This is a genomic window from Pseudomonas sp. 102515 (assembly GCF_031085165.1).
Lineage (GTDB): Bacteria > Pseudomonadota > Gammaproteobacteria > Pseudomonadales > Pseudomonadaceae > Chryseomonas.
In genome coordinates, this window is record NZ_JAVHTY010000002.1 from 596,496 (window position 1) to 616,493 (window position 19,998).

The window sequence follows — 19,998 nt, forward strand, 5'->3', positions numbered from 1 at the left end:
CGAATGGTAAATGAGCATTCCGAAAGCAATTCCAACGCCGTTTGGCCGACGCGCAGCAGATTATGAACGGGCTCAGGTCGCCGGGGAGGGCGGCCCGCGACCTCACTCAACAACATGAATCAGATTTTTCTGCGGACGGGCAGCAAGCAATGGCATTGATCGTACAGAAATTCGGCGGTACCTCGGTGGGTACGGTGGAGCGTATCGAGCAGGTCGCCGAGAAGGTGAAACGCTTCCATGAAGCGGGCGACCAGATCGTCGTGGTGGTCTCCGCCATGAGTGGCGAGACCAATCGCCTGATCGGCCTCGCCAAGCAGATCATGGAGCAACCCGATCCGCGCGAGCTGGATGTCATGGTCTCCACCGGTGAGCAGGTCACCATCGGGCTGCTGTCCATGGCCTTGCTCAAGCGCGGCGTCCAGGCGGTCTCCTACACGGGCAGCCAGGTGCGCATCCTCACCGACAGCGCCCACACCAAGGCGCGCATCCAGCAGATCGACGATGCCCGCATTCGCGCTGACCTCAAGGCGCGCAAGGTCGTGGTCGTGGCCGGCTTCCAGGGCGTCGACGAGCAGGGCAACATCACCACCCTGGGCCGTGGTGGCTCCGACACCACCGGCGTGGCCCTGGCGGCCGCGCTGAAGGCCGACGAGTGCCAGATCTACACCGACGTCGACGGCGTCTACACCACCGATCCGCGCGTGGTGCCCCAGGCCCAGCGCCTGGACAAGATCACCTTCGAGGAAATGCTGGAAATGGCCAGCCTCGGCTCCAAGGTGCTGCAGATCCGTTCGGTGGAGTTCGCCGGCAAGTACAACGTGCCGCTGCGCGTGCTGCACAGCTTTCAGGAGGGTCCGGGCACCCTCATTACCCTTGATGAAGAGGAATCCATGGAACAGCCGATCATCTCCGGCATCGCCTTCAACCGTGACGAAGCCAAGCTGACCATTCGCGGTGTGCCGGATACCCCCGGCGTGGCCTTCAAGATCCTCGGCCCGATCAGCGCGGCCAACATCGAAGTCGACATGATCGTGCAGAACGTCGCGCACGATAACACCACCGACTTCACCTTCACCGTGCACCGTAACGACTACCAGGCGGCCTTGGAGATCCTCAAGCGCACCGGTGTCGAGATCGGTGCCCGCGAATCCGTGGGCGACATCAAGATCGCCAAGGTCTCCATCGTCGGCGTCGGCATGCGATCCCATGCCGGCGTGGCCAGCCAGATGTTCGAAGCCCTGGCCAAGGAGAGCATCAACATCCAGATGATCTCCACCTCCGAGATCAAGGTGTCGGTGGTCATCGAGGAGAAATACCTCGAGCTGGCCGTTCGGGCGCTGCACACCGCTTTCGAGCTCGACGCCCCCGCACGCGGCGCCGAGTGACCGGTCGGATGAGGTCCCTGCCACAGGGACCTCATCCGACGCGGGTTCTACGGAACTTTACTTGCATGGACAGAGGTCAATAGCGACTAGAGGGTCCATTCAGGGATCGTTTCGGTTTATACGTGCAGACTGAGTTAAAGCTTAAGGAGAATGGAATGCTTATTTTGACTCGTCGGGTTGGTGAGACCCTGATGGTGGGTGACGAAGTCACCGTGACGGTACTGGGAGTCAAGGGCAACCAGGTCCGCATCGGTGTCAATGCACCCAAGGAAGTCGCGGTTCATCGCGAGGAAATCTATCAGCGCATCCAGAAGGAAAAGGACCAAGAACCAAGCCACTGATTTTTTTTGAAATTTTCTCTTTGCAAACGGGCAAACCTTCGATATAGTTTCGCCCCGTTGCGGTGAGGTGGCCGAGTGGCCGAAGGCGCTCCCCTGCTAAGGGAGTACACCTCAAAAGGGTGTCGAGGGTTCGAATCCCTCCCTCACCGCCATTTGCTTCAAACTGGCTACGCTGTACTGACCGATTGGTAAGTACCTGATAAACAAGCAGATTTGCTTGACACGTCAGAAACGGACGCTAGAATACGCAGCTTCAACGCACTCGTAGCTCAGCTGGATAGAGTACTCGGCTACGAACCGAGCGGTCGGAGGTTCGAATCCTCCCGAGTGCGCCAAATCGACGAAGCCTCTGGCTTCAGCAGTACCAGCGGTGTTCTGGTTAAACTCACCGAAACGCACTCGTAGCTCAGCTGGATAGAGTACTCGGCTACGAACCGAGCGGTCGGAGGTTCGAATCCTCCCGAGTGCGCCAAACATGAAGAAGGGCCTGCAGCGATGCAGGCCCTTTTTTATTGTCCGTGGATTCATGCCAGTATCCGCGACCGATGACTTGGCCAGGTTCGTATCCGGTCTGGCGCTCCCGTCCTTCGACCTTGCCCGCGAGAGGGTCTCTTCATGCAGTGGGACAGACCGAATCCCCATCTCCTGCCGCTGCGCATCGGTGCCAAGCACATCGACGGCCTGGGCCATGCCAACAACGCCGTCTACGTCGCCTGGCTCGAACGCTGCGCCTGGCAGCACTCGGCGGTCCTGGGCCTGGATCTGGCCACCTTCCAGCGCCTGGATCGCGCCATGGCCGTGGTGCGTCATGAGATCGACTACCTCAGCAGCGGCTATCGGGACGATGAGCTGGTGCTGGGCACCTGGCTGGTGGACTGGGATCGACGCCTGCGCATGACGCGGCAATTCCAGCTGCAGCGGCCCGCCGATGGCGTGACCCTGCTGCGCGCCCGGACGACCTTCGTCTGCATCGAGCTGTCCTCCGGCAAGCCCAGGCGCATGCCACCCGAATTCCTCGCCGGCTATGGCCAGGCGCTGCCCGGCGAGGACGTCTGACCATGGAGATCGCCCTGGCGCCCATGGAGGGCCTCGTCGATGACATCCTGCGCGAATTGCTGACCGAGGTCGGTGGACTCGACTGGTGCGTGAGCGAATTCATCCGCGTCTGCGATCGCCTGCTGCCGGCGGCGGCCTTCGCCAAGCTGGCGCCGGAACTGGAACAGGGCGCGCACACGCCGTCGGGTACGCCCATGCGGGTGCAGCTGCTGGGCTCGGATCCGGCCTGCCTGGCCGACAACGCGGCCTTTGCCTGCACCCTGGGCGCGCCGGTGATCGATCTCAACTTCGGCTGCCCGGCCAAGACCGTCAACAAGTCCCGCGGCGGGGCGGTGCTGCTCAAGGAGCCGGAGCTGCTCAACCGCATTGTCGACAGCGTGCGCCGGGCCGTTCCGGCGCACATTCCGGTCACCGCCAAGATGCGCCTGGGTTATGACAGCCCGAACAGCGCCCTGGCCTGCGCCGAGGCGCTGGCCGAGGGTGGCGCGGCACAGCTGGTGGTTCATGCGCGGACCAAGGTCGAGGGCTATCGTCCGCCGGCGCACTGGGAGTGGGTGGCGCGGGTGGCTGACCGCGTGTCCGTGCCCGTGCTGGCCAATGGCGAGATCTGGACCCTGGACGACTACTGGCGCTGCCGCAGTGTCAGTGGTCAGGCCTCGGTCATGCTGGGCCGCGGTCTGGTCTCGCGACCGGACCTTGCGCTGCAGATCGCCGCCGCCGTACGTGGCGAAGAGACCGTCCCGCAAAGCTGGGCCGAGATCCTGCCACGGGTGCAGCGCTTCTGGAGCATGGCGCAACGCAAGCTGGCGCCGCGCTATGCCCCGGGGCGCCTCAAGCAGTGGCTCGGCATGCTGACGCGCAGCTATCCCGAGGCCGCGGCCCTGTTCGCCCAGGTGCGGCGCGAATCCGATTGCGCCCTGATCGACCACTTGCTCGGCATGGCCGGACAAAACCCGGCAAACCTTGATCTCGATCAAGAGCGGCGGCTGCAACTCGGCTAGTCTGCAGGGAGTGGTGACGACGGAGCGTCGTCGTTCGAGCACGCAAGGCACTTCAGGCGACCCCGGGTCGCCTTTTTTCGTCCGGGATGACCGCTGGAACTTCGCCTGGGCCGTGCGGCCTATGCTGGATGCCCCGCAATCCAAGAGCCGACGTGCGTCTACCCTGGACGGTCTTTCTCGCTCCCACGCCCACCGCGCTCCTCTTTGCCGGCAAGACCCTGTTCGCCGCCGGACTGGCGCTCTGGCTGGCCTTTCGCTTCAGTCTCGAACAGCCGGTCTGGGCCTGCATGACGGTGATGATCGTCTCCCAGCCGCTGTCCGGCATGGTGCTGGCCAAGGGCCTGTTCCGCCTGCTCGGCACCCTCGTCGGCACCTGCATGGCGGTGGTGCTCATGGGCTTCTTCGCCCAGACGCCCTGGTTGTTCCTCCTCGCCCTGGCCGGCTGGATGGCCCTGTGCACCGCGGCCTCGACCCTGCTGCGCAATCACGTCGCCTATGGCTTCGTGCTGGCCGGCTATACGGTCGCCATCATCGGCCTGCCCGCCATCGCCCATCCGCTGACGGTGTTCGACCAGGCGGTGGCCCGCTGTACCGAGATCTGCCTGGGTATCGTCGTGGCCTCGGCGGTCAGCGCACTGTTCTGGCCGCAGCGCGTGGAGCAGAATCTGGCCGCCCAGGCGCGGCGCACCTGGGAGCAGGGCGTGGCTGCGGCGCGGGCGGAGCTGGCCGAGGCCCAGGATGCTACCCAGGGGCTGCTGGCCATGCTCGGTCAGGTGGTGGCGGTGGATGCCCAGCGCGATCACGCCTGGTTCGAAGGCCAGCGCGGACGGCAGCGCGCCAGGGCGTTGCGCCTGCTCTCGCGGGACCTGCTCAGCCTGCTGCGCACCGCTCGCGGCGCCATGCGCCAGTGGCGTGGCCTGGACGAGCCGCGGAGGACCGTGCTGCAGCCCTGGCGCGACGAACTGCTGGTGACCCTGGCCAACCCCCAGACTGCGGCCCTGGAAGCCCTCCTGCAGCGTCTGAGAGAGGCTGCCGGCACCTCGCCACAGCTCGACAACGACCAGCGCTATCTGCTGGCTCGTTTCGCCATCCTGCTGGACAAGATCCTGCTCGCCGGTCGCGCCCTGGACAGCGTCCACACGGCGCAGCTCAGCGCCGTGGCGCCCTCGGCGCTGGCCCGCCATCGCGATGTTCAGACAGCGCTGCTCTATGGCCTGCGCAGCGCCTGTGCGCTGCTCGCCGTAGGCGTCTTCTGGCTGGCCAGTGCCTGGCCGTCCGCACCAGGCGCCATGCTGATGGCCGGCGTCATCTGCAGCCTGTTCGCCAATCGCGACAATGCCGCCGCCATCGGCCTCGGTTTCCTGCGGGGCATCCTCTACGCCGCACCGGTCGCCATTCTCGTCAGCCAGGTGCTGCTGCCGCAGATCAGCGGTTATCCGTTGCTGTGCCTGGTGCTGGGGGTGCCGCTGTTCTTCGCCGCCCTGGGGATGGCCGGGCCTCCCGGCGTGGTGGGGACAGCGACGGCCTTCGCCATCCATCTGCTGGTGCTGGTCTCGCCCGACAACCACGGCCAGGTGGAAATGGGCGCCTTGCTCAACCAGCTGCAGAGTCTGCTGATCGGCGTCGGTTCGGCCGTGCTCATGTTCCGGCTGATCAGTCTGCGGACGCCGCGGCGTACCAGTCGCCGCATCCTCGAGGCCACCACCTACGACCTGCAGCGGCTGACCGCGGTCCCCCTGGCCAATGCCGAAACCTGGTTCGGCGGGCGGATGGCGGACCGCCTGCTGCTGCTGGCGCGGCACATCGAGCAGTTGTCGGCCGGCGAACGCGGGCGCTGGGAGCAGGGGCTGCTGGCGCTTGATCTGGGCAATGAACTGCTGCACCTGCGGGCCTGCCTGGCGGGTGCGCAGGGCGAAGTGGCGCGGGCACGGGATGTCTTTCTGGGGCGCTTCGCCGAACAGCTGGCGGTGGGCTTCGGAGACCTGCAGCCGGGGGCGCTGGATAGCGCGGCGGAGCGCCTGCGCCTGGCGCTGGACCAGGCCCCCGACGATGAACCGCATCGCCTGGCGCGCGGCGCCATCGGCCAGCTCCAGCAGACCTGGCGTGGCTGTTGTCTGAAGGCAGTAGCGGAGGAGGGCGCGGATGAATCTGCATGAATGGGCCATCGGCGGGGTCTATCTGGGGCCGCTGTTCGTCTATGGCGTCCTGGCGCTGCTGCTGACGGCGCTGTCGCTGTGGCTGCTGCAGCGTAGTGGCCTCGGCCGCCATCTGTGGCACAGCGCCCTGTTCGGCTGTGCGCTGTTCGTGCTCTGGCTGGCCGGCCTCGTCGCTGTCCTGGCCACCTGAGCCCCTGACAAGAGGATCCCCAAGGCGATGCACAAGACCCTGCGTGTGGCGATAACCCTGATCGTGGTGCTGCTCGCCATCCTGGCCGGCACCTGGCTGTGGCATTTCTATCTCTACACACCCTGGACCCGCGATGCGCGGGTACGGGCGGATGTGGTGGTGGTGGCGCCCGACGTGTCGGGCTGGGTGACGCGCCTGGCGGTGGTGGACAACCAGCTGGTGAAGCGCGGCGACCTGCTCCTGCAGATCGACCAGCAGCGCTATCAGGCCAATCTCGACCATGCCAAGGCGGTGGCCGACACGCGCCAGCAGCAGTTGCGCCTGCGCGAAAGCGAGTCGGCGCGGCGCCAGCGGCTGGGCTCCAGTGCCATCAGCGCCGAGGACCGCGAGACCGCCCAGGTCAACGTGGCGGTCGCCCGCAGCCAGTACCAGGAGGCCCTGAGCGACGTGAACCTGGCCCAGATCAACCTGGATCGCAGCCGGGTACTGGCGCCGCGGGAAGGGCGGATCACCAACCTCAGGTTCGCCGAGGGCAACTATGTACAGACCGGCCAGGCGGTGATGGCGCTGGTGGATACCCGTTCCTTCTACGTCATGGCCTATTTCGAGGAGACCAAGATTCCCCATATCCATCCGGGCGATGCGGTACGGGTGCGCCTGATGAACCAGGCCGCGCCGCTGCAGGGGCGGGTGGCGAGCATCAGCAGCGGCATCACCGATCGTAATGCGGCCAACGATGCCCAGTTGCTGGCCACTGTCGAGCCGACCTTCAACTGGGTGCGCCTGGCACAGCGCATTCCGGTGCGTATCGAACTGCTCGACGTACCGGCGGATATCCACCTCAGCGCGGGGATGACGGCGAGCGTTTCGGTGCTCGATGGCGAAGGCCGGCATCCGCTGCAGGGCTGGCGTCGGCTCTGGGATTACTGAGGTCTGGAGGGGTACGACTAAAGTCGTCTGGAAGCCTTACCGGGCGGGCCTAGAGTAGAGCTCGACGCTCCCGTCATGCTGTAAGGAACAACAATAATGAATGACAGCACCTACCGGCGGATTGAAGCCAGTCCGCGTTTCCAGGAACTGGTGGCGAAACGCGGGCGATTCGCCTGGACGCTTTCGGCCATCATGCTCGGACTCTATTCCGCCTTCATCCTCCTGATCGCCTTCGCCCCCAAGGTCCTCGGCACCCGTATCCATGCGGAGACCGCCATGACCTGGGGCATTCCCCTGGGCGTCGGTCTGATCCTCTCGGCCTTCGTCCTGACCGGCATCTACGTCCGCCGGGCCAATGGCGAATTCGATCGGCTCAACGCGGAAATCCTCCGGGAGGTGCAGCCATGAGACGTCTTTCCCTGGCCGCCGCGCTGCTGGCCCTCTCGCCTTCGCTCTGGGCCGCCGATGCCATCAGTGGCGCGGTCCAGCGCCAACCCCTGAACGTCTCCGCCATCCTGATGTTCGTGGCCTTCGTCGGGGCCACCCTGGGTATCACCTACTGGGCTTCCAAACGCAATCGCTCCGCCGCGGACTACTACGCCGCCGGTGGACGCATCACCGGTTTCCAGAACGGCCTGGCGATCGCCGGTGACTACATGTCGGCCGCCTCCTTCCTGGGCATTTCCGCCCTGGTGTTCACCTCCGGCTACGACGGCCTGATCTACTCCATCGGCTTCCTGGTGGGCTGGCCGATCATCCTGTTCCTGATCGCCGAGCGCCTGCGCAACCTGGGCAAGTACACCTTCGCCGACGTGGCGTCCTATCGCCTCAAGCAGAAGGACATCCGTACTCTGTCCGCCTGCGGTTCGCTGGTGGTGGTCGCTCTCTACCTGATCGCCCAGATGGTCGGTGCCGGCAAGCTGATCCAGCTGCTGTTCGGCCTGGACTACAGCATCGCCGTGGTGCTGGTGGGTATCCTGATGGTGCTCTATGTGCTCTTCGGCGGCATGCTGGCCACCACCTGGGTACAGATCATCAAGGCGGTGCTGCTGCTGTCCGGTGCCAGCTTCATGGCCTTCATGGTGATGAAGCACGTCGGCTTCGACTTCAACCGACTGTTCGCCGAAGCCATCGCCGTGCACCCGAAGGGCGAGGCCATCATGAGTCCCGGCGGCCTGGTGAAGGATCCGATCTCGGCCTTCTCCCTGGGTCTGGCGCTGATGTTCGGCACCGCCGGCCTGCCGCACATCCTGATGCGCTTCTTCACCGTCAGCGACGCCAAGGAAGCCCGCAAGAGTGTGTTCTACGCCACCGGCTTCATCGGCTATTTCTATATCCTGACCTTCATCATCGGCTTTGGCGCCATCCTGCTGGTCAGTACCAATCCGGCCTTCAAGGACGCCGCCGGCGCCTTGCTGGGTGGCAACAACATGGCGGCGGTGCACCTGGCCAACGCCGTGGGCGGTAGCATCTTCCTGGGCTTCATCTCGGCGGTGGCCTTCGCCACCATCCTGGCGGTGGTCGCCGGTCTGACCCTGGCCGGTGCTTCGGCGGTCTCCCATGACCTCTACGCCAGCGTGATCAAGCAGGGCAAGGCCAACGAGAAGGACGAGATCCGCGTCTCCAAGATGACCACCGTAGCGCTGGGCGTGGTCGCCATCGCCTTGGGCATCCTCTTCGAGAAGCAGAACATCGCCTTCATGGTGGGCCTGGCGTTCTCCATCGCCGCCAGTTGCAACTTCCCGATCCTGCTGCTTTCGATGTACTGGCAGCGTCTGACCACCCGGGGCGCCATGATCGGTGGCTGGCTCGGCCTGATCACCGCGGTGGCCCTGATGGTGCTCGGCCCGACCATCTGGGTGACCATCCTCGGTCATGCCAAGCCGATCTACCCCTATGAATACCCGGCGCTGTTCTCCATCGCCGTGGCCTTCATCGGTATCTGGTTCTTCTCCATCACCGACAAGTCGGCGGCTGCCGAAGAAGAGCGTGCGCGCTTCTATCCGCAGTTCGTGAGATCCCAGACCGGTCTGGGCGCCAGCGGCGCCGTCTCGCACTGACAGACACCTGCGACAAGACCAAGCCCGGATCCCCGATCCGGGCTTTCCTTTGGGGGTGAGAACGCCAATTTGGCTGGAAGGGCAGGGATACCGGAGGACGTCGGGATTTTCCGTCGCTGGCGCGGGTCCATGGAATAAGCCCGTCGCTGCGTATCGACCTGTTACGGCGGCGGTCGACCCTTGGCCTTCATGGAGAATGGCAGATGACTCTCTCGACCATCCTGGTTCTGGTGCTGCTGGTCCTGCTCATCGGTGGACTTCCGGTATTCCCGCATTCGCGCAGCTGGGGCTATGGCCCGTCCGGTATCGTGGGTGCCATCCTGGTCGTCTTGCTGGTGCTGCTCTTGCTCGGCATGATCTAGGCCCGTCCAAGGTCTGAAAATGCCCCACAAGGGTGCGTTGGACAAACTTCTTGCCCAATGCGGTGCAGCGCGGTAACGTCGGCTTTCCGGCCTGCCTTGCCGAGTGTGGTAAACAAAACCGGCGTCTGCGCGAGCAGACGCCGGTTTTGTTTTGCGCGTCAGTTGGCGACCGCGCCGTCCTGGCGGCTGCGCAGATAGAGATCCAGCACCACCTCGTCCAGGATCGACGAAGCACCCCAGGGGCGGCTGCTGTTGAGGATGGCGACCACCACCCAGTTGCGCGCGTTGGCATCCCGGACGAAGCCCGCCAGGGCGCGCACGTTGTTCAGGGTACCGGTCTTCATGTGTGCCTGGCCGGTGAGCGGCGAATTCTTCATGCGTTTGCGCAGGGTGCCATCCATGCCCGCCAGCGGCAGCGAAGAGATGAACTCCGGGCCATAGGGGCTCTGCCAGGCGGCGCGCAGGATCTCGGCCATCTCCCGGGCACTGACCCGCTCGGTCCGTGACAGGCCGGAGCCGTTCTCCATGATCAGGTGACTGGCGTTGATGCCCTTGCGCGCCAGCCACGAGCGGATGACCCGCAGCGCCGCCTTGCTGTCGTCCGCATCCGCCGAGGTGCGGAATTGCGCGCCTATGGAGAGGAACAGCTGCTGCGCCATGGTGTTGTTGCTGTACTTGTTGATGTCGCGAATGATCTCGACCACATCGGGCGAGAAGGCCCGCGCCAGCACCTCGGCATTGCGCGGCACGCTGCCCTCGCGGGTACGGCCCTTGATGCTGCCACCCAGTTCCTGCCAGATGGCCCGCACCGCGCCGGCGGTATAGGCCGGGTGGTCGAGTAGTGACAGATAGCTCTGGGCGTTGCAGCCGTCCGGCAACTGGCCACTGACCACCAGGCTGGTACTGCCATCGGCCTGGGGCACTGGATTGAAGCGCACCTCCGGCCAGGCCGGGCAACCACTCTTGCCGGTGGCGCGCATCTGGTTGTCGATGTTGACGTTGGTCAGCGGCGGATCCATGGAGACGCTGACCCGGCCATCGGCCGAGCGCACCACCATGCGCACCGACTTGAGATTGACCAGCAGCGAATCCGGACCGACCAGGAAGGTCTTGTTCTCGTCTTCGCCGTCGTCGTTGAAGGCCGGCAGATTGGGCTTCACGAAGCGACCGCGATCCAGTACCAGGTCACCGGTGACTTCCAGCACGCCGTTGGCGCGCAGGTCGCGCATGAGCAGCCACAGCCGCTCCATGTTCAGCTTGGGATCGCCACCGCCCTTGAGATAGAGGTTGCCGTTGAGGATGCCGTCCTTGAGCGTGCCGTCGGTATAGAACTCGGTCTTCCACTGGTAGGTGGGGCCCAGCAGTTCCAGGGCGGCAAAGGTGGTGATCAACTTCATGGTCGACGCCGGATTCACCGAGACGTCGGCATTGTAGTAGTCGTTCTCGCCTGGGCCATCGAGGGGCAGCATCACCAGCGACAGGTCGCTGCCGGGAATCTTGTTGGTCTGCATCGCCTTTTCGATTCGCGGCGGCAGGTAGGAGGTATCGGCACTGACGGGCAGGGAAAAGCCCAGGGCGCAGCAGCTCAGCAGCAGGCCCAGGGATCGGAAGGTCTTTCGCATCGGGACACACACCTTGGCAGGGTACCGGCCTAGTTGAAGAGAGAAGGGGCCGATAGACGTCGTAGTGTGGGCATTATGCAGTAAGGAGGGCGGGGCGAGCCAATCCCGAGCGGCAGGGCGCAGACAAAGAAACGACCGCCTCGGCGGTCGTCTCTGGAAAGGGCGGGATCAGTTGTAGCCCGTGGCGTCCTTGGTGCGGTCCGGACTGTTGGGCGAAGGCGGATCGCGTCCGTCGTCGGTCTTGGCGTGCTCGGTGCGCAGGGGCTTTTCGTCCTTGGGCAGTTCGCGTTCGTCGGCTTTGCGCTTTTCTTCGGCCATGGGATCCTCGTCTACGTGATTGCCGGTCAAGGTGTGACCGGTGCAGGCGTTTCGCCGTTCCCCTGGGGCGAGGAGTGGTCGGCGAACGCGCCGGCGCTTTGTAGCTGGCGCAGGGCATCGTTGACCTGGCGGGCGAAGGTTTCCTCGATGGCGGTCCCGGCCTGATGGCTGGCGGCCAGGGGCAGGAACCAGACACCCATCCAGGTGCGCACCGAGCTGGCGTTGCGCACGCGAGTGGAAGGACCGCTTCCCGCGGCGATCCATTCCGCGGTCAGCACATAATCGTCCTTGGCGGTACCCGGGACGAGAAAGAAAGTGGCGCCGGTGATCAGGCCACTGGCGATGGCCGCGGCGTAGGAGGTGCTGTTGTAGAGCTTGAGGCGTAGCAGGGCGTCGTCGGGTCTGCCGGGTTCCGGCACCAGGGTGATGCGGTCGAACAGCCGGGAGCCTTCCAGGATCTCGCGCAGCCGGGGCTTCAGGCCTTCGCGGGCGACGGCGATCGACGTCGCGTCCTTGGCGTCCTCGACAGTGCCGCGATAGAAATTGAATTCCACCAGCACATTGGGGCGCTGCGGCTGCTCGCTCAGGGGCGCGCGGAATGGCTGGGAAGAGAGTTCGTCACCGGGAAAGGCGGCGCAACCGGCGAGCAGGAGCAGGCAGAGCAGGGCAGCGAGAGTCTTCATGAAACGCACCTCATCCCTAAGTGGCGATAGCGAAGGCTGGCGGGGCCAACGTCCGCGCAAAAAAAAAAGCCCAACCGGGGGTTGGGCTTTTTCGAGAAGGCGGGTGATCAGATCACCTGCACCTCATCGGCCTGCAGGCCTTTCTGGCCTTGCACGACCAGGAAGGAAACGGCCTGGCCTTCTTGCAGGCTCTTGAAGCCGTTGCCCTGAATGGAACGGTAGTGAACGAACACGTCCGGGCCGCTCTGGGGGGTGATGAAGCCGAAGCCTTTCTCGTCGTTGAACCACTTGACGGTGCCAGTTTGGCGAGTAGACATGGATTTCTCCTTGAATAAGATGACGTTGTTGTCCGCGAAGGACGACAGTTTTGAAACGAGGAGAAACCCATGCCGCGAAAGCTGGCCCTGATGTACTCCAGGTTCTCGACAGGTGAGCCGCTTTGTGGAGACAGCCTCACCTGACAGCGATGGATGGTCTCAGACTGGCTTGCGCAAAACAAGACCTTTGAGCTGCTCGATGTTGACTTTACCGACCATGGTCGAAGCGGCTGCTGGCACGGTCGAACGGAGGGTGGAAGAGGGGAGCCCTATCGCCCCCTGAAGCATGAAACGAGTCGACTGCGGGACGCGAGCCGTGCTGAATCGTTTCCCGAACAGGATGTGCCGCGGAGCGAGACGCTGGGCAGCACGTCGTGTTCGGAAATCGTAGTGCATGCCTGTTGGTTCTTCACGTTTTTTCAGGACCCTAGGCACACCTGCATGCTCCTTTGAGCCTTGTTGCAGGCCGGAATTTCGCTCAGGCCGACACCTGGGGTCCTGAGCGGCGAGAGGTCGCCAGCCGGCGTCCATGCAGAGCTATTTCGTGGCCGGGAGGGCAGCGCCTGGCCTGCTGTGACGACGATGCCGTGGGTCACGAGGTATAACGGCAATGGCTCAGGCACGCGAACGCGGGTCGTACCCGGGTCGCTATACGAGGCAACCGGCCGAAGCGATGCCCAGCCGTTGCCGGCAAGGGCTCAGCCTGGGCGGGGTGGGGCTCATGGGCCAGCGGTGTCGAAACGGTGATGGCCTGCTCAATGTCGGTGGTGGCTAGGTGCTATTATTCCGTTCGAATCATTACCCCGGACCGCAAGGGTCCAAGGATCTACTGTGAAGAACGGACTGGAAAGCGCAGGACGCGCATTGGGCCATGGCCTCGCCGGATACCGCGTCGAGCTTCGTCGCCTGAACCTCGATGAGATACTGATAGCGGTTTACCACGCCCACCAAGCGATCAAACTGACCCAGCGCATAGTGACCAACGAGCAGGCTACCAATCCGTTCCTGTTGAGTACGGTCGTGGCGGCGATGCGCGTCGAGGCTGACACCGTTGGTCTCTTCATAGAGATTCCACTCGCCGCTGACTGCCTTACCGCCTGAGCCAGGCGGTCACCGGATTCGACCTGAGGCAGTAGGCGCGCACCTTTCGGTCGAGCGTGGGCTGCTTCCCCTCGGGTAGCGGTTCCAAGCCGTCAGCAGCCGCCATCCGCTGTGACATGCGGCTTCGGCCCAAGGCAGTGCAGGAGTGTCGCCTGCGACGCATAGCGCCGAGCACTGCAGGGGGCAGGCGGGGTCGAGGTTCGTCATGCCAGCACTGCCATGCCACCATCACCGCTGCGCGTGACGCTGAGCGACCGTTTCAATGGTGCAGGTTAGCGATCAAGCAGTGGCTTCGATGATCGCGGTAAAATGGAGCGCTTTCTACAGGAGTCTCCGTTCATGGCCTTGTTGGGTCGCTTCAACAGCTTGCAGATTTTACGCAACACCCCCATCGGTCTGTTCCTGGATGCCGGCAACGACGGCGAGGTGCTGCTGCCGCGTCGCTATGCGCCACGGGACGAACCCTGCGCCGAAGGCGACTGGCTCAACGTCTTCCTCTACCTGGACAGCGAAGACCGCCTGATCGCCACCACCGAGAAGCCGAAGGTGCAGGTCGGCGGCTTCGCCAGCCTGCGTGTGGTGGAGGTCGGCCGGGTGGGGATCTTCCTCGACTGGGGCCTGCCCAAGGACCTGCTGCTGCCGCACTCGGAAGAGAAGCGTCCGCTGCAGGTGGGCGACCATTGCGTGGTGCACGTGCACCTGGACGCCCGCACCCGGCGGATCGTCGCAACCGCACGCCTGGACCGCTACCTGGATCGCGACCCACCGCGCTACAAGGTCGGCCAGCCGGTGCCGCTGCTGGTCGTCGAGCAGACCGACCTCGGCTACAAGGTGATCGTCGACAACAAGCACTGGGGCCTGGTGCATCGCAACGAGGCCTTCAAGCCGCTGCGCCTGGGGCAACGCGAGCGCGGCTTCATTCGCGAGATACGGGCGGACGGCAAGATCAGCCTGACCCTGCAGGCCCAGGGAGCCGCCGCGGGCGCCGATCTCGCCGAGCAGATCATCGGCCTGGCCAAGGCGCGCGGTGGGGTGCTGGAGCTCAGCGACAGCAGTCCGCCAGCCCTGATCCACCAGCTGTTCGGCGTCAGCAAGGGCAACTTCAAGAAGGCCATCGGCCATCTCTATCGCCAGGGCCGGATCGTTATCGAGGACGACCGGATTTCTGTACGCGAGGACGCCGCGCAGTAGCGCCACGACGGGGCGTCAGATCGCTGTCATGGCTGGGTTGCACCAGGGATCCGGGATCGAAGGCGCGGGCTCGCTCGTCCGGCCCGGCTTCACGTTCCAGATCGCCGACCAGGCGGGTGATGCGGTCGGCCAGCTTTTCCGAGCTCAGACTCTCGCGCAACCGCTCGACCATGAGTGGCAGCGCGAAGGGCGAGGGATGGTCCAGGTTCACCAGGCGCAGGGGCAGGGCACCGGTGCGGGCCAGGGTCTGCTGCAGGCGATCGGCATCGAGTTCCTGGCGCAGGACCTCCGTCTGGGCCTGGCCGAGCAGCAGGTTGTCCGGGTCGTATTGGCGAAAGACCTGATAGAAGAGGCTGCTGCTGGCCTGCAGCTGGCGGTTGCTCTTGTGCGCCCCCGGATAGCCGGAAAAGATCAGCCCCGAGATACGGGCGATCTCGCGAAAGCGACGCTGGGCGAGTTCGGCGGCGTTGAGGCTGGCCAGGGTATCGCTGACCAGGTTGTCGGTGGTGAAGAGGCTGGCATCGAGTAGTTCCTGCCAGTCCAGGCTGACCGGCGAGACCAGTTCCAGGCCGTAGTCGTTGACGGCGATGGAAAAGGTGCAGGGGCGCCGCTGCGCCAGGCGCCAGGCCAGCAGGCTGGCCAGCCCCAGATGAGCATGGCGGCCGGCGAAGGGATAGAGGAACAGGTGCGAGCCTTCGCGGGATTCCAGGGTCTCGGCGAGCAGGTAATGGGCGCTGGGCAGTGCCGACCAATGCCGCTGTACATCCAGCAGTGGTTGCAGCAGGCGCATTTCCGGGCTCTCGTATCGCTGGGCCTCGGCGTCTTCGAGCAGGGCCAGCACGTGCTGGGCGAGGGTGTCCGAGAGGGGCATGCGACTGCCGCTCCAGCGTGGGATGGCAGCCTTGCGCCCGCTGGCACGGCGCACGTACACCGTCATGTTCTCCACCCGTACCAGTTCCAGGGTACGACCGGCGAAGAGGAAGTGGTCGCCGGGTCTCAACCGCGCGATGAAGCCTTCCTCGATATTGCCCAGGCGATTGCCGCCGCCACCCTTGGACCAGAACTGCACATTGAGGCTGGTCTCGCTGACGATGGTGCCGATGCCCAGCCGATGCCGCTTGGCCAGCTGCTTGTCGGGCACCCGCCAGATGCCTTCGGCATCGGGCTCGGCGCGGCGATAGTCCGGGTAGGCCGACAGCGAGGCGCCTCCGTTGCGAACGAAGGCCAGCGCCCAGATCCATTCGCCCTCGCTGAGGTGGCGATAGGCCCAGGCGCTGCGGATCTCCGGTAGCAGGTCGTCCGGTTCGAAGCCGCCGCCCAGGGCGACGGTCACCAGATGCTGCACCAGGACGTCCAGGGGCTTGGCCGGGGCCGTGCGCGCCTCGATCTCGCCCGCGGTGATGGCACGCCGGGTGGCCGCCGCATCCAGCAGGTCGAGGCTGTAGGTGGGCACCAGGGTCGCCCGCGAGGCGCGGCCCGGGGCATGGCCGCTGCGGCCGGCCCGTTGCAGCAGCCGGGCGATGCTCTTGGGCGAGCCGATCTGCAGCACCCGCTCCACCGGCAGGAAGTCCACCCCGAGATCGAGGCTGGAGGTACAGATCACCGCCTTGAGCTGGCCATTCTTGAGACCGGCCTCCACCCACTCGCGGGCCTGCTTCTCGATGGAGCCATGGTGCAGGGCGATCAGGCCGGCCCAGTCCGGGCGCGCCTGCAGCAGGGCCTGGTACCAGAGTTCGGTCTGGGCGCGGGTGTTGGTGAAGACCAGGGTGGTGGGGCTGTCTTCCAGTTCGCGGATCACCTGCTGCAGCAGCCGCATGCCCAGGTGCCCGGCCCAGGCGAAGCGCTCGACGCCGCCTTCGGGCAGCAGGGTGTCCACCTGCAGGCGCTTGTCCTGGCGACCCTGGACGAGCTGGCCCGGGGCGCCGGCCAGCAACACGTCCAGCGCATGGGCCTGGTTGCCGAGGGTGGCCGACAGGCCCCAGGTCTGCAGTCCGGGATTCCAGCGGCGCAGACGGGCCAAGGCGAGTTGCGTCTGGGTACCGCGTTTGTTGCCGAGCAATTCGTGCCATTCATCGATGACCACCAGGCGAACCTGGCCCAGGGCGTCCTGGGCATCCTCGCGTGACAGCAGCAGCGACAGGCTTTCGGGGGTGGTCACCAGTGCCGTCGGCAGGCGGCGATTCTGCCGGGCGCGCTCGCTGCCGCCGGTGTCGCCGGTACGCAGGCCCAGGGTCCACTCCAGTTCTTCGTCGAGCACCGGCCGCTCCAGGGCGCGCAGGGTGTCCGCCGCCAGGGCGCGCATGGGTGTCAGCCAGAGCACGGTGAGCGGCGGGGGCGCCTGCTTGCGCTTGCTGGGTAGTCCCTTGGCGGTGATCGGCCTGGGCGCGACGAAGGCGTCCAGGGCGGCCAGCCAGACCGCGTAGGTCTTGCCCGAGCCGGTGTTGGCGTGCAGCAGGCCGGATTCGCCGGCGGCGATGGCCTTGGCCACCTCGCGCTGGAAGGGAAAGGCCTTCCAGCCCTGGGCGGCCAGCCAGCGACTGCCAGGGCCCTTGCGCGTGCGGGGTGCGGTGGCCATCGTGGCGCTCCTCAGACCGGGTTCGAACGCCCGGTCATCTCGGCCGCCATGGCGGTGGCGTAGCTGTCGGTCATGCCGGCGATGAAATCGATCACCCGCATGAAGGCCTGGTGCAGGGTCCAGGACGGATCGGGCGCGCTGTTGCCCAGCAGGTCGAGGATGCGGCGGCTCTTGAACGACGGCTCGCGCCCGCGGTGCTGCTCCAGGGCGGCGCCACAGAAGGCGTTGAGCAGGATTTCCAGGGTGGTGTAGGCGCCGATCTCGTGCAGGGTCTTGCGCTTGTCATGGAAGATCTTCTCCCGGGCCAGGGCCTTGGCGCGCTGCACGCAGAGCTTGGCCGGACCGGCCATGTGCTCGACCAGGTCATCGCCCAGGGTGCCGGCGAGCAGGGCGTCCTGCTGGTCGACGAAGGCGCGGGCGGTGGCGTTGGTCAGGTGTTCGATGGCCTTGCCGCGCAGGATGGCGAGCTTGCGTCGCCGCGAATCCTTGGGGCCAAGTTGCCGATAGGTTTCCGGCAGGTCGTCGCCGACCAGGCCCAGCAGCAGCGCCTCGACCTCGGCGTAGTCCAGCAGCTCCATCTCCAGGCCATCTTCCAGATCGATCAGCCCGTAGCAGATGTCGTCCGCGGCCTCCATCAGGTAGACCAGGGGATGCCGTGCCCAGCGCTCCGGGCCCAGCAGCGGCAGTTCGAGTTTCTCGGCGATCTGCTCCAGCAGCGGTAGCTCGCTCTGGTAGCAGCCGAACTTGTGCTTCTTGTACCCGGGCGCCGCGGCATAGCGCGAGGTCCAGGGATACTTGAGATAGGTGCCGAGGGTGGCGTAGGTCAGGCGGGTGCCACCGTCGAACTGGTGATATTCGAGCTGGGTCAGCACCCGGAAACCCTGGGCATTGCCCTCGAAGTGCAGGAAGTCCTGGCGCTCCGCCTCGCTCATGTCGTCCAGCCAGCCGCGGCCGGCGGCCTGGGTGAACCAGTAGCGGATGGCGTCCTCGCCGGAGTGGCCGAAGGGCGGATTGCCGATGTCGTGGGCGAGGCAGGCCGACTGCACCACCATGCCGAGATCGCTCGGATCGCACCACTCGGGCAGGGCGCCTCTCAGGCTCTCGCCCACGCGCATGCCCAGGGAGCGTCCGACACAGCTGACTTCCAGGCTGTGGGTCAGGCGGGTGTGGATGTGATCGTTGCTGGTGACGGGGTGCACCTGGGTCTTGCGCCCCAGCCGGCGGAAGGCGCCGGAAAAGATGATGCGGTCGTGGTCCTTGTGAAAGGGGCTGCGCCCCAGTTCATCCGGGCTGTGCAGGGGTTTGCCCAGCCGTTCGCGGATAAGAAGTGTCTGCCAGTCCAAGGCCGTCCTCGAGCTATCACCGATAAGGGGAGCGCCGGCGGTTGCCGTTCGGCGCTTCTGCGTTCTGACCTCGGCAACATACGATCATCACCGCTCACTTGGCAAAGCCCGGCAATTGGCTGGCGTCCAGGTCGATCAGCAGGAGGCGCTGACCGCTTTCCAGGAACTGGCTGGCGGTCAGGCAGTACTGGTTGGTGGTGGCATCGCGATAGACCGTCGAAAGCGCCAGGCGGCGCTCGTTCCAGCCTTCGGCCAGCAAGGCATAGAAGTAGGGTCGCCAGGACCAGTTGTGATTGAGATAGCGGCGATTCTCACGCCAGAACATGCCGTTCCATTCTAGATTCGGAGTGATCTGGGTACCGGTGCGGTCGCACTGGTAGATGCGCAGCAGCCCGGGAAAGGCCTGGGGATCCGGCAGGGCGCTCAGGGGGGCACCGTGTTCCGCCCAGGGCCTGAGCTGGTTGACGAATTCGGCCAGTTGCTGGCGCAGCTCCAGCAACCGGGTCTGCTGGGCCAGCTTGCCATCGACGAAGTGGCTGCGCAGAACGGCGAAGCGTTGTTGATGGCGGTCGCTCGCGCCCAGTTCGGCGGTGGCCTCGGCGAAGAGGAAGCCCTGGACGTAGCGGGCGCCGCACTCCAGGGCGAAGTCGAGTTCGGTCTCCGTCTCGACGCCCTCGGCGATCAGCCAGCAACCGGTCTTTTCGGCCATCTGCGCCAGCGCCTTGACCGCGTCGCCCCGGGGGCCACCCCGCGCCGCGGCCTGGAATAGCCGCATGTCCAGCTTGAGGATGTCCGGCTGCAGATCCAGCACCCGATCCAGTTGCGAATAGCCTGAACCGAAATCGTCGATGGCGATGCGGATGCCGAGTTCGCGGTAACGAGCGACGGCCTGGGTCAGGCTCGGCAGATCGCCGGCCGCCTCGGTGATCTCGTAGACGATTCGCGTCGGGTCGATACCGGAGCGCTGCAGTTGCGCCAGGCTTGGCAATTCGACGCCATCGTCCAGTTGGCTGATCCAGCGCGGCGAGAGGTTGAGGCTGAGAAACCAGTCATCCGGCGCGCCGGCGAAGCGCCGCAGCGCATCGTCCCTGAGGGTGCGGTCGAGCTGCAACAGTTCCGCGGTCGGGGTATCGGGATCGGCGAACAGGGGGCCGACGGAGGCGTGGCGGCCATCGGCCTGACGCAGACGGCCCAAGGCTTCGACGCCGGCGATGCGCCCGGTCGCGGTGTCGATGAAGGGTTGGAAGAAGGCAGTGGGCTGGCCAGAAAACACAGGGCTATCCTTATCGTTAGCGGAGCGTTCAGCTGGGCCATGCGATAAGGGTGCCAGATGATCGAATGGCTCCCGAGGGAGCCATTCTTCACAG

Annotated in this window: 19 protein-coding genes and 3 tRNA genes; 15 read left to right on the forward strand and 7 right to left on the reverse strand. The window is 65.3% G+C overall.

Annotated elements, in window-relative coordinates; all coding sequences use genetic code 11:
* The first annotated feature begins 149 nt into the window (after positions 1–149).
* The 13 genes from RCF34_RS09735 to RCF34_RS09795 all read left to right on the forward strand — a co-directional run bounded on the left by RCF34_RS09735 (position 150) and on the right by RCF34_RS09795 (position 9,481).
* Positions 150–1,385 (forward strand): aspartate kinase, encoded by a 1,236-nt coding sequence (locus RCF34_RS09735; protein WP_308707982.1) that lies wholly within the window; start codon positions 150–152, stop codon positions 1,383–1,385.
* A 155-nt stretch (positions 1,386–1,540) separates the two neighbouring features.
* The gene (gene csrA, locus RCF34_RS09740) at positions 1,541–1,726 is read left to right on the forward strand and encodes a carbon storage regulator CsrA (RefSeq protein WP_084339110.1); all 186 of its coding nucleotides are present in this window, start codon (positions 1,541–1,543) and stop codon (positions 1,724–1,726) included.
* A gap of 61 nt (positions 1,727–1,787) precedes the next feature.
* Positions 1,788–1,878: transfer RNA gene (locus RCF34_RS09745), tRNA-Ser, on the forward strand.
* Positions 1,879–1,984: 106 nt separating this feature from the next.
* Positions 1,985–2,061, forward strand: a tRNA-Arg gene (locus tag RCF34_RS09750).
* A gap of 60 nt (positions 2,062–2,121) precedes the next feature.
* A tRNA-Arg gene (locus RCF34_RS09755) sits at positions 2,122–2,198 on the forward strand.
* Positions 2,199–2,341: 143 nt separating this feature from the next.
* Entirely contained in the window at positions 2,342–2,782 is a 441-nt protein-coding gene (locus RCF34_RS09760) for a thioesterase family protein (protein ID WP_308707983.1), read from the forward strand.
* A gap of 2 nt (positions 2,783–2,784) precedes the next feature.
* Positions 2,785–3,783, forward strand: coding sequence for a tRNA-dihydrouridine synthase (locus RCF34_RS09765; protein ID WP_308707984.1), 999 nt, complete (start codon positions 2,785–2,787; stop codon positions 3,781–3,783).
* 152 nt (positions 3,784–3,935) lie between these two features.
* On the forward strand, positions 3,936–5,939 hold the full coding sequence (locus tag RCF34_RS09770) for an FUSC family protein (protein WP_374941173.1): 2,004 nt from the start codon (positions 3,936–3,938) through the stop codon (positions 5,937–5,939).
* The gene (locus RCF34_RS09775) at positions 5,926–6,129 is read left to right on the forward strand and encodes a DUF1656 domain-containing protein (protein WP_042135685.1); all 204 of its coding nucleotides are present in this window, start codon (positions 5,926–5,928) and stop codon (positions 6,127–6,129) included. Before RCF34_RS09770 ends, RCF34_RS09775 begins: the two co-directional genes overlap by 14 nt.
* A gap of 27 nt (positions 6,130–6,156) precedes the next feature.
* Positions 6,157–7,059, forward strand: coding sequence for an HlyD family secretion protein (locus RCF34_RS09780; protein ID WP_308707986.1), 903 nt, complete (start codon positions 6,157–6,159; stop codon positions 7,057–7,059).
* Positions 7,060–7,155: 96 nt separating this feature from the next.
* Positions 7,156–7,467: a DUF485 domain-containing protein gene (locus tag RCF34_RS09785; protein WP_133859542.1), complete on the forward strand. Its 312-nt coding sequence runs from the start codon at positions 7,156–7,158 to the stop codon at positions 7,465–7,467.
* A complete protein-coding gene (locus tag RCF34_RS09790; protein WP_308707987.1) occupies positions 7,464–9,119 on the forward strand; it encodes a cation acetate symporter in 1,656 nt (551 codons plus the stop codon). Before RCF34_RS09785 ends, RCF34_RS09790 begins: the two co-directional genes overlap by 4 nt.
* Positions 9,120–9,322: 203 nt before the next feature.
* Positions 9,323–9,481, forward strand: coding sequence for a DUF3309 family protein (locus RCF34_RS09795; protein ID WP_007159093.1), 159 nt, complete (start codon positions 9,323–9,325; stop codon positions 9,479–9,481).
* Positions 9,482–9,639: 158 nt separating this feature from the next.
* On the opposite strand, the gene dacB is transcribed toward RCF34_RS09795, so the two are convergent.
* From dacB to RCF34_RS09815, 4 genes are all read right to left on the reverse strand, one after another.
* The gene (gene dacB / locus RCF34_RS09800; protein ID WP_007159092.1) at positions 9,640–11,103 is read right to left on the reverse strand and encodes a D-alanyl-D-alanine carboxypeptidase/D-alanyl-D-alanine-endopeptidase; all 1,464 of its coding nucleotides are present in this window, start codon (positions 11,101–11,103) and stop codon (positions 9,640–9,642) included.
* A 168-nt stretch (positions 11,104–11,271) separates the two neighbouring features.
* Positions 11,272–11,421: a hypothetical protein gene (locus RCF34_RS09805; RefSeq protein ID WP_017639713.1), complete on the reverse strand. Its 150-nt coding sequence runs from the start codon at positions 11,419–11,421 to the stop codon at positions 11,272–11,274.
* 26 nt (positions 11,422–11,447) lie between these two features.
* A complete protein-coding gene (locus tag RCF34_RS09810; protein ID WP_308707988.1) occupies positions 11,448–12,104 on the reverse strand; it encodes a hypothetical protein in 657 nt (218 codons plus the stop codon).
* A 107-nt stretch (positions 12,105–12,211) separates the two neighbouring features.
* Positions 12,212–12,421 carry a cold-shock protein gene (locus RCF34_RS09815; protein WP_007159089.1) on the reverse strand — a complete coding sequence of 70 codons (210 nt, stop codon included), beginning with the start codon at positions 12,419–12,421 and terminating at the stop codon, positions 12,212–12,214.
* 831 nt (positions 12,422–13,252) lie between these two features.
* Between RCF34_RS09815 and RCF34_RS09820 the strand changes: the two genes are divergently transcribed.
* On the forward strand, positions 13,253–13,522 hold the full coding sequence (locus RCF34_RS09820; RefSeq protein WP_308707989.1) for a hypothetical protein: 270 nt from the start codon (positions 13,253–13,255) through the stop codon (positions 13,520–13,522).
* Positions 13,523–13,861: 339 nt separating this feature from the next.
* Positions 13,862–14,713 (forward strand): S1-like domain-containing RNA-binding protein, encoded by an 852-nt coding sequence (locus RCF34_RS09825; RefSeq protein WP_308707990.1) that lies wholly within the window; start codon positions 13,862–13,864, stop codon positions 14,711–14,713.
* Here RCF34_RS09825 and RCF34_RS09830 read toward each other — a convergent pair.
* The 3 genes from RCF34_RS09830 to RCF34_RS09840 all read right to left on the reverse strand — a co-directional run bounded on the left by RCF34_RS09830 (position 14,667) and on the right by RCF34_RS09840 (position 19,904).
* Positions 14,667–17,288: a ligase-associated DNA damage response DEXH box helicase gene (locus tag RCF34_RS09830; protein ID WP_308707991.1), complete on the reverse strand. Its 2,622-nt coding sequence runs from the start codon at positions 17,286–17,288 to the stop codon at positions 14,667–14,669. The two genes, RCF34_RS09825 and RCF34_RS09830, sit on opposite strands and share 47 nt — an antisense overlap.
* Positions 17,289–17,299: 11 nt before the next feature.
* Complete coding sequence (locus RCF34_RS09835; RefSeq protein WP_027596852.1) at positions 17,300–18,631, reverse strand: deoxyguanosinetriphosphate triphosphohydrolase; 1,332 nt, start codon at positions 18,629–18,631, stop codon at positions 17,300–17,302.
* 94 nt (positions 18,632–18,725) lie between these two features.
* A complete protein-coding gene (locus RCF34_RS09840) occupies positions 18,726–19,904 on the reverse strand; it encodes an EAL domain-containing protein (RefSeq protein ID WP_308707992.1) in 1,179 nt (392 codons plus the stop codon).
* Positions 19,905–19,998 lie beyond the last annotated feature (94 nt).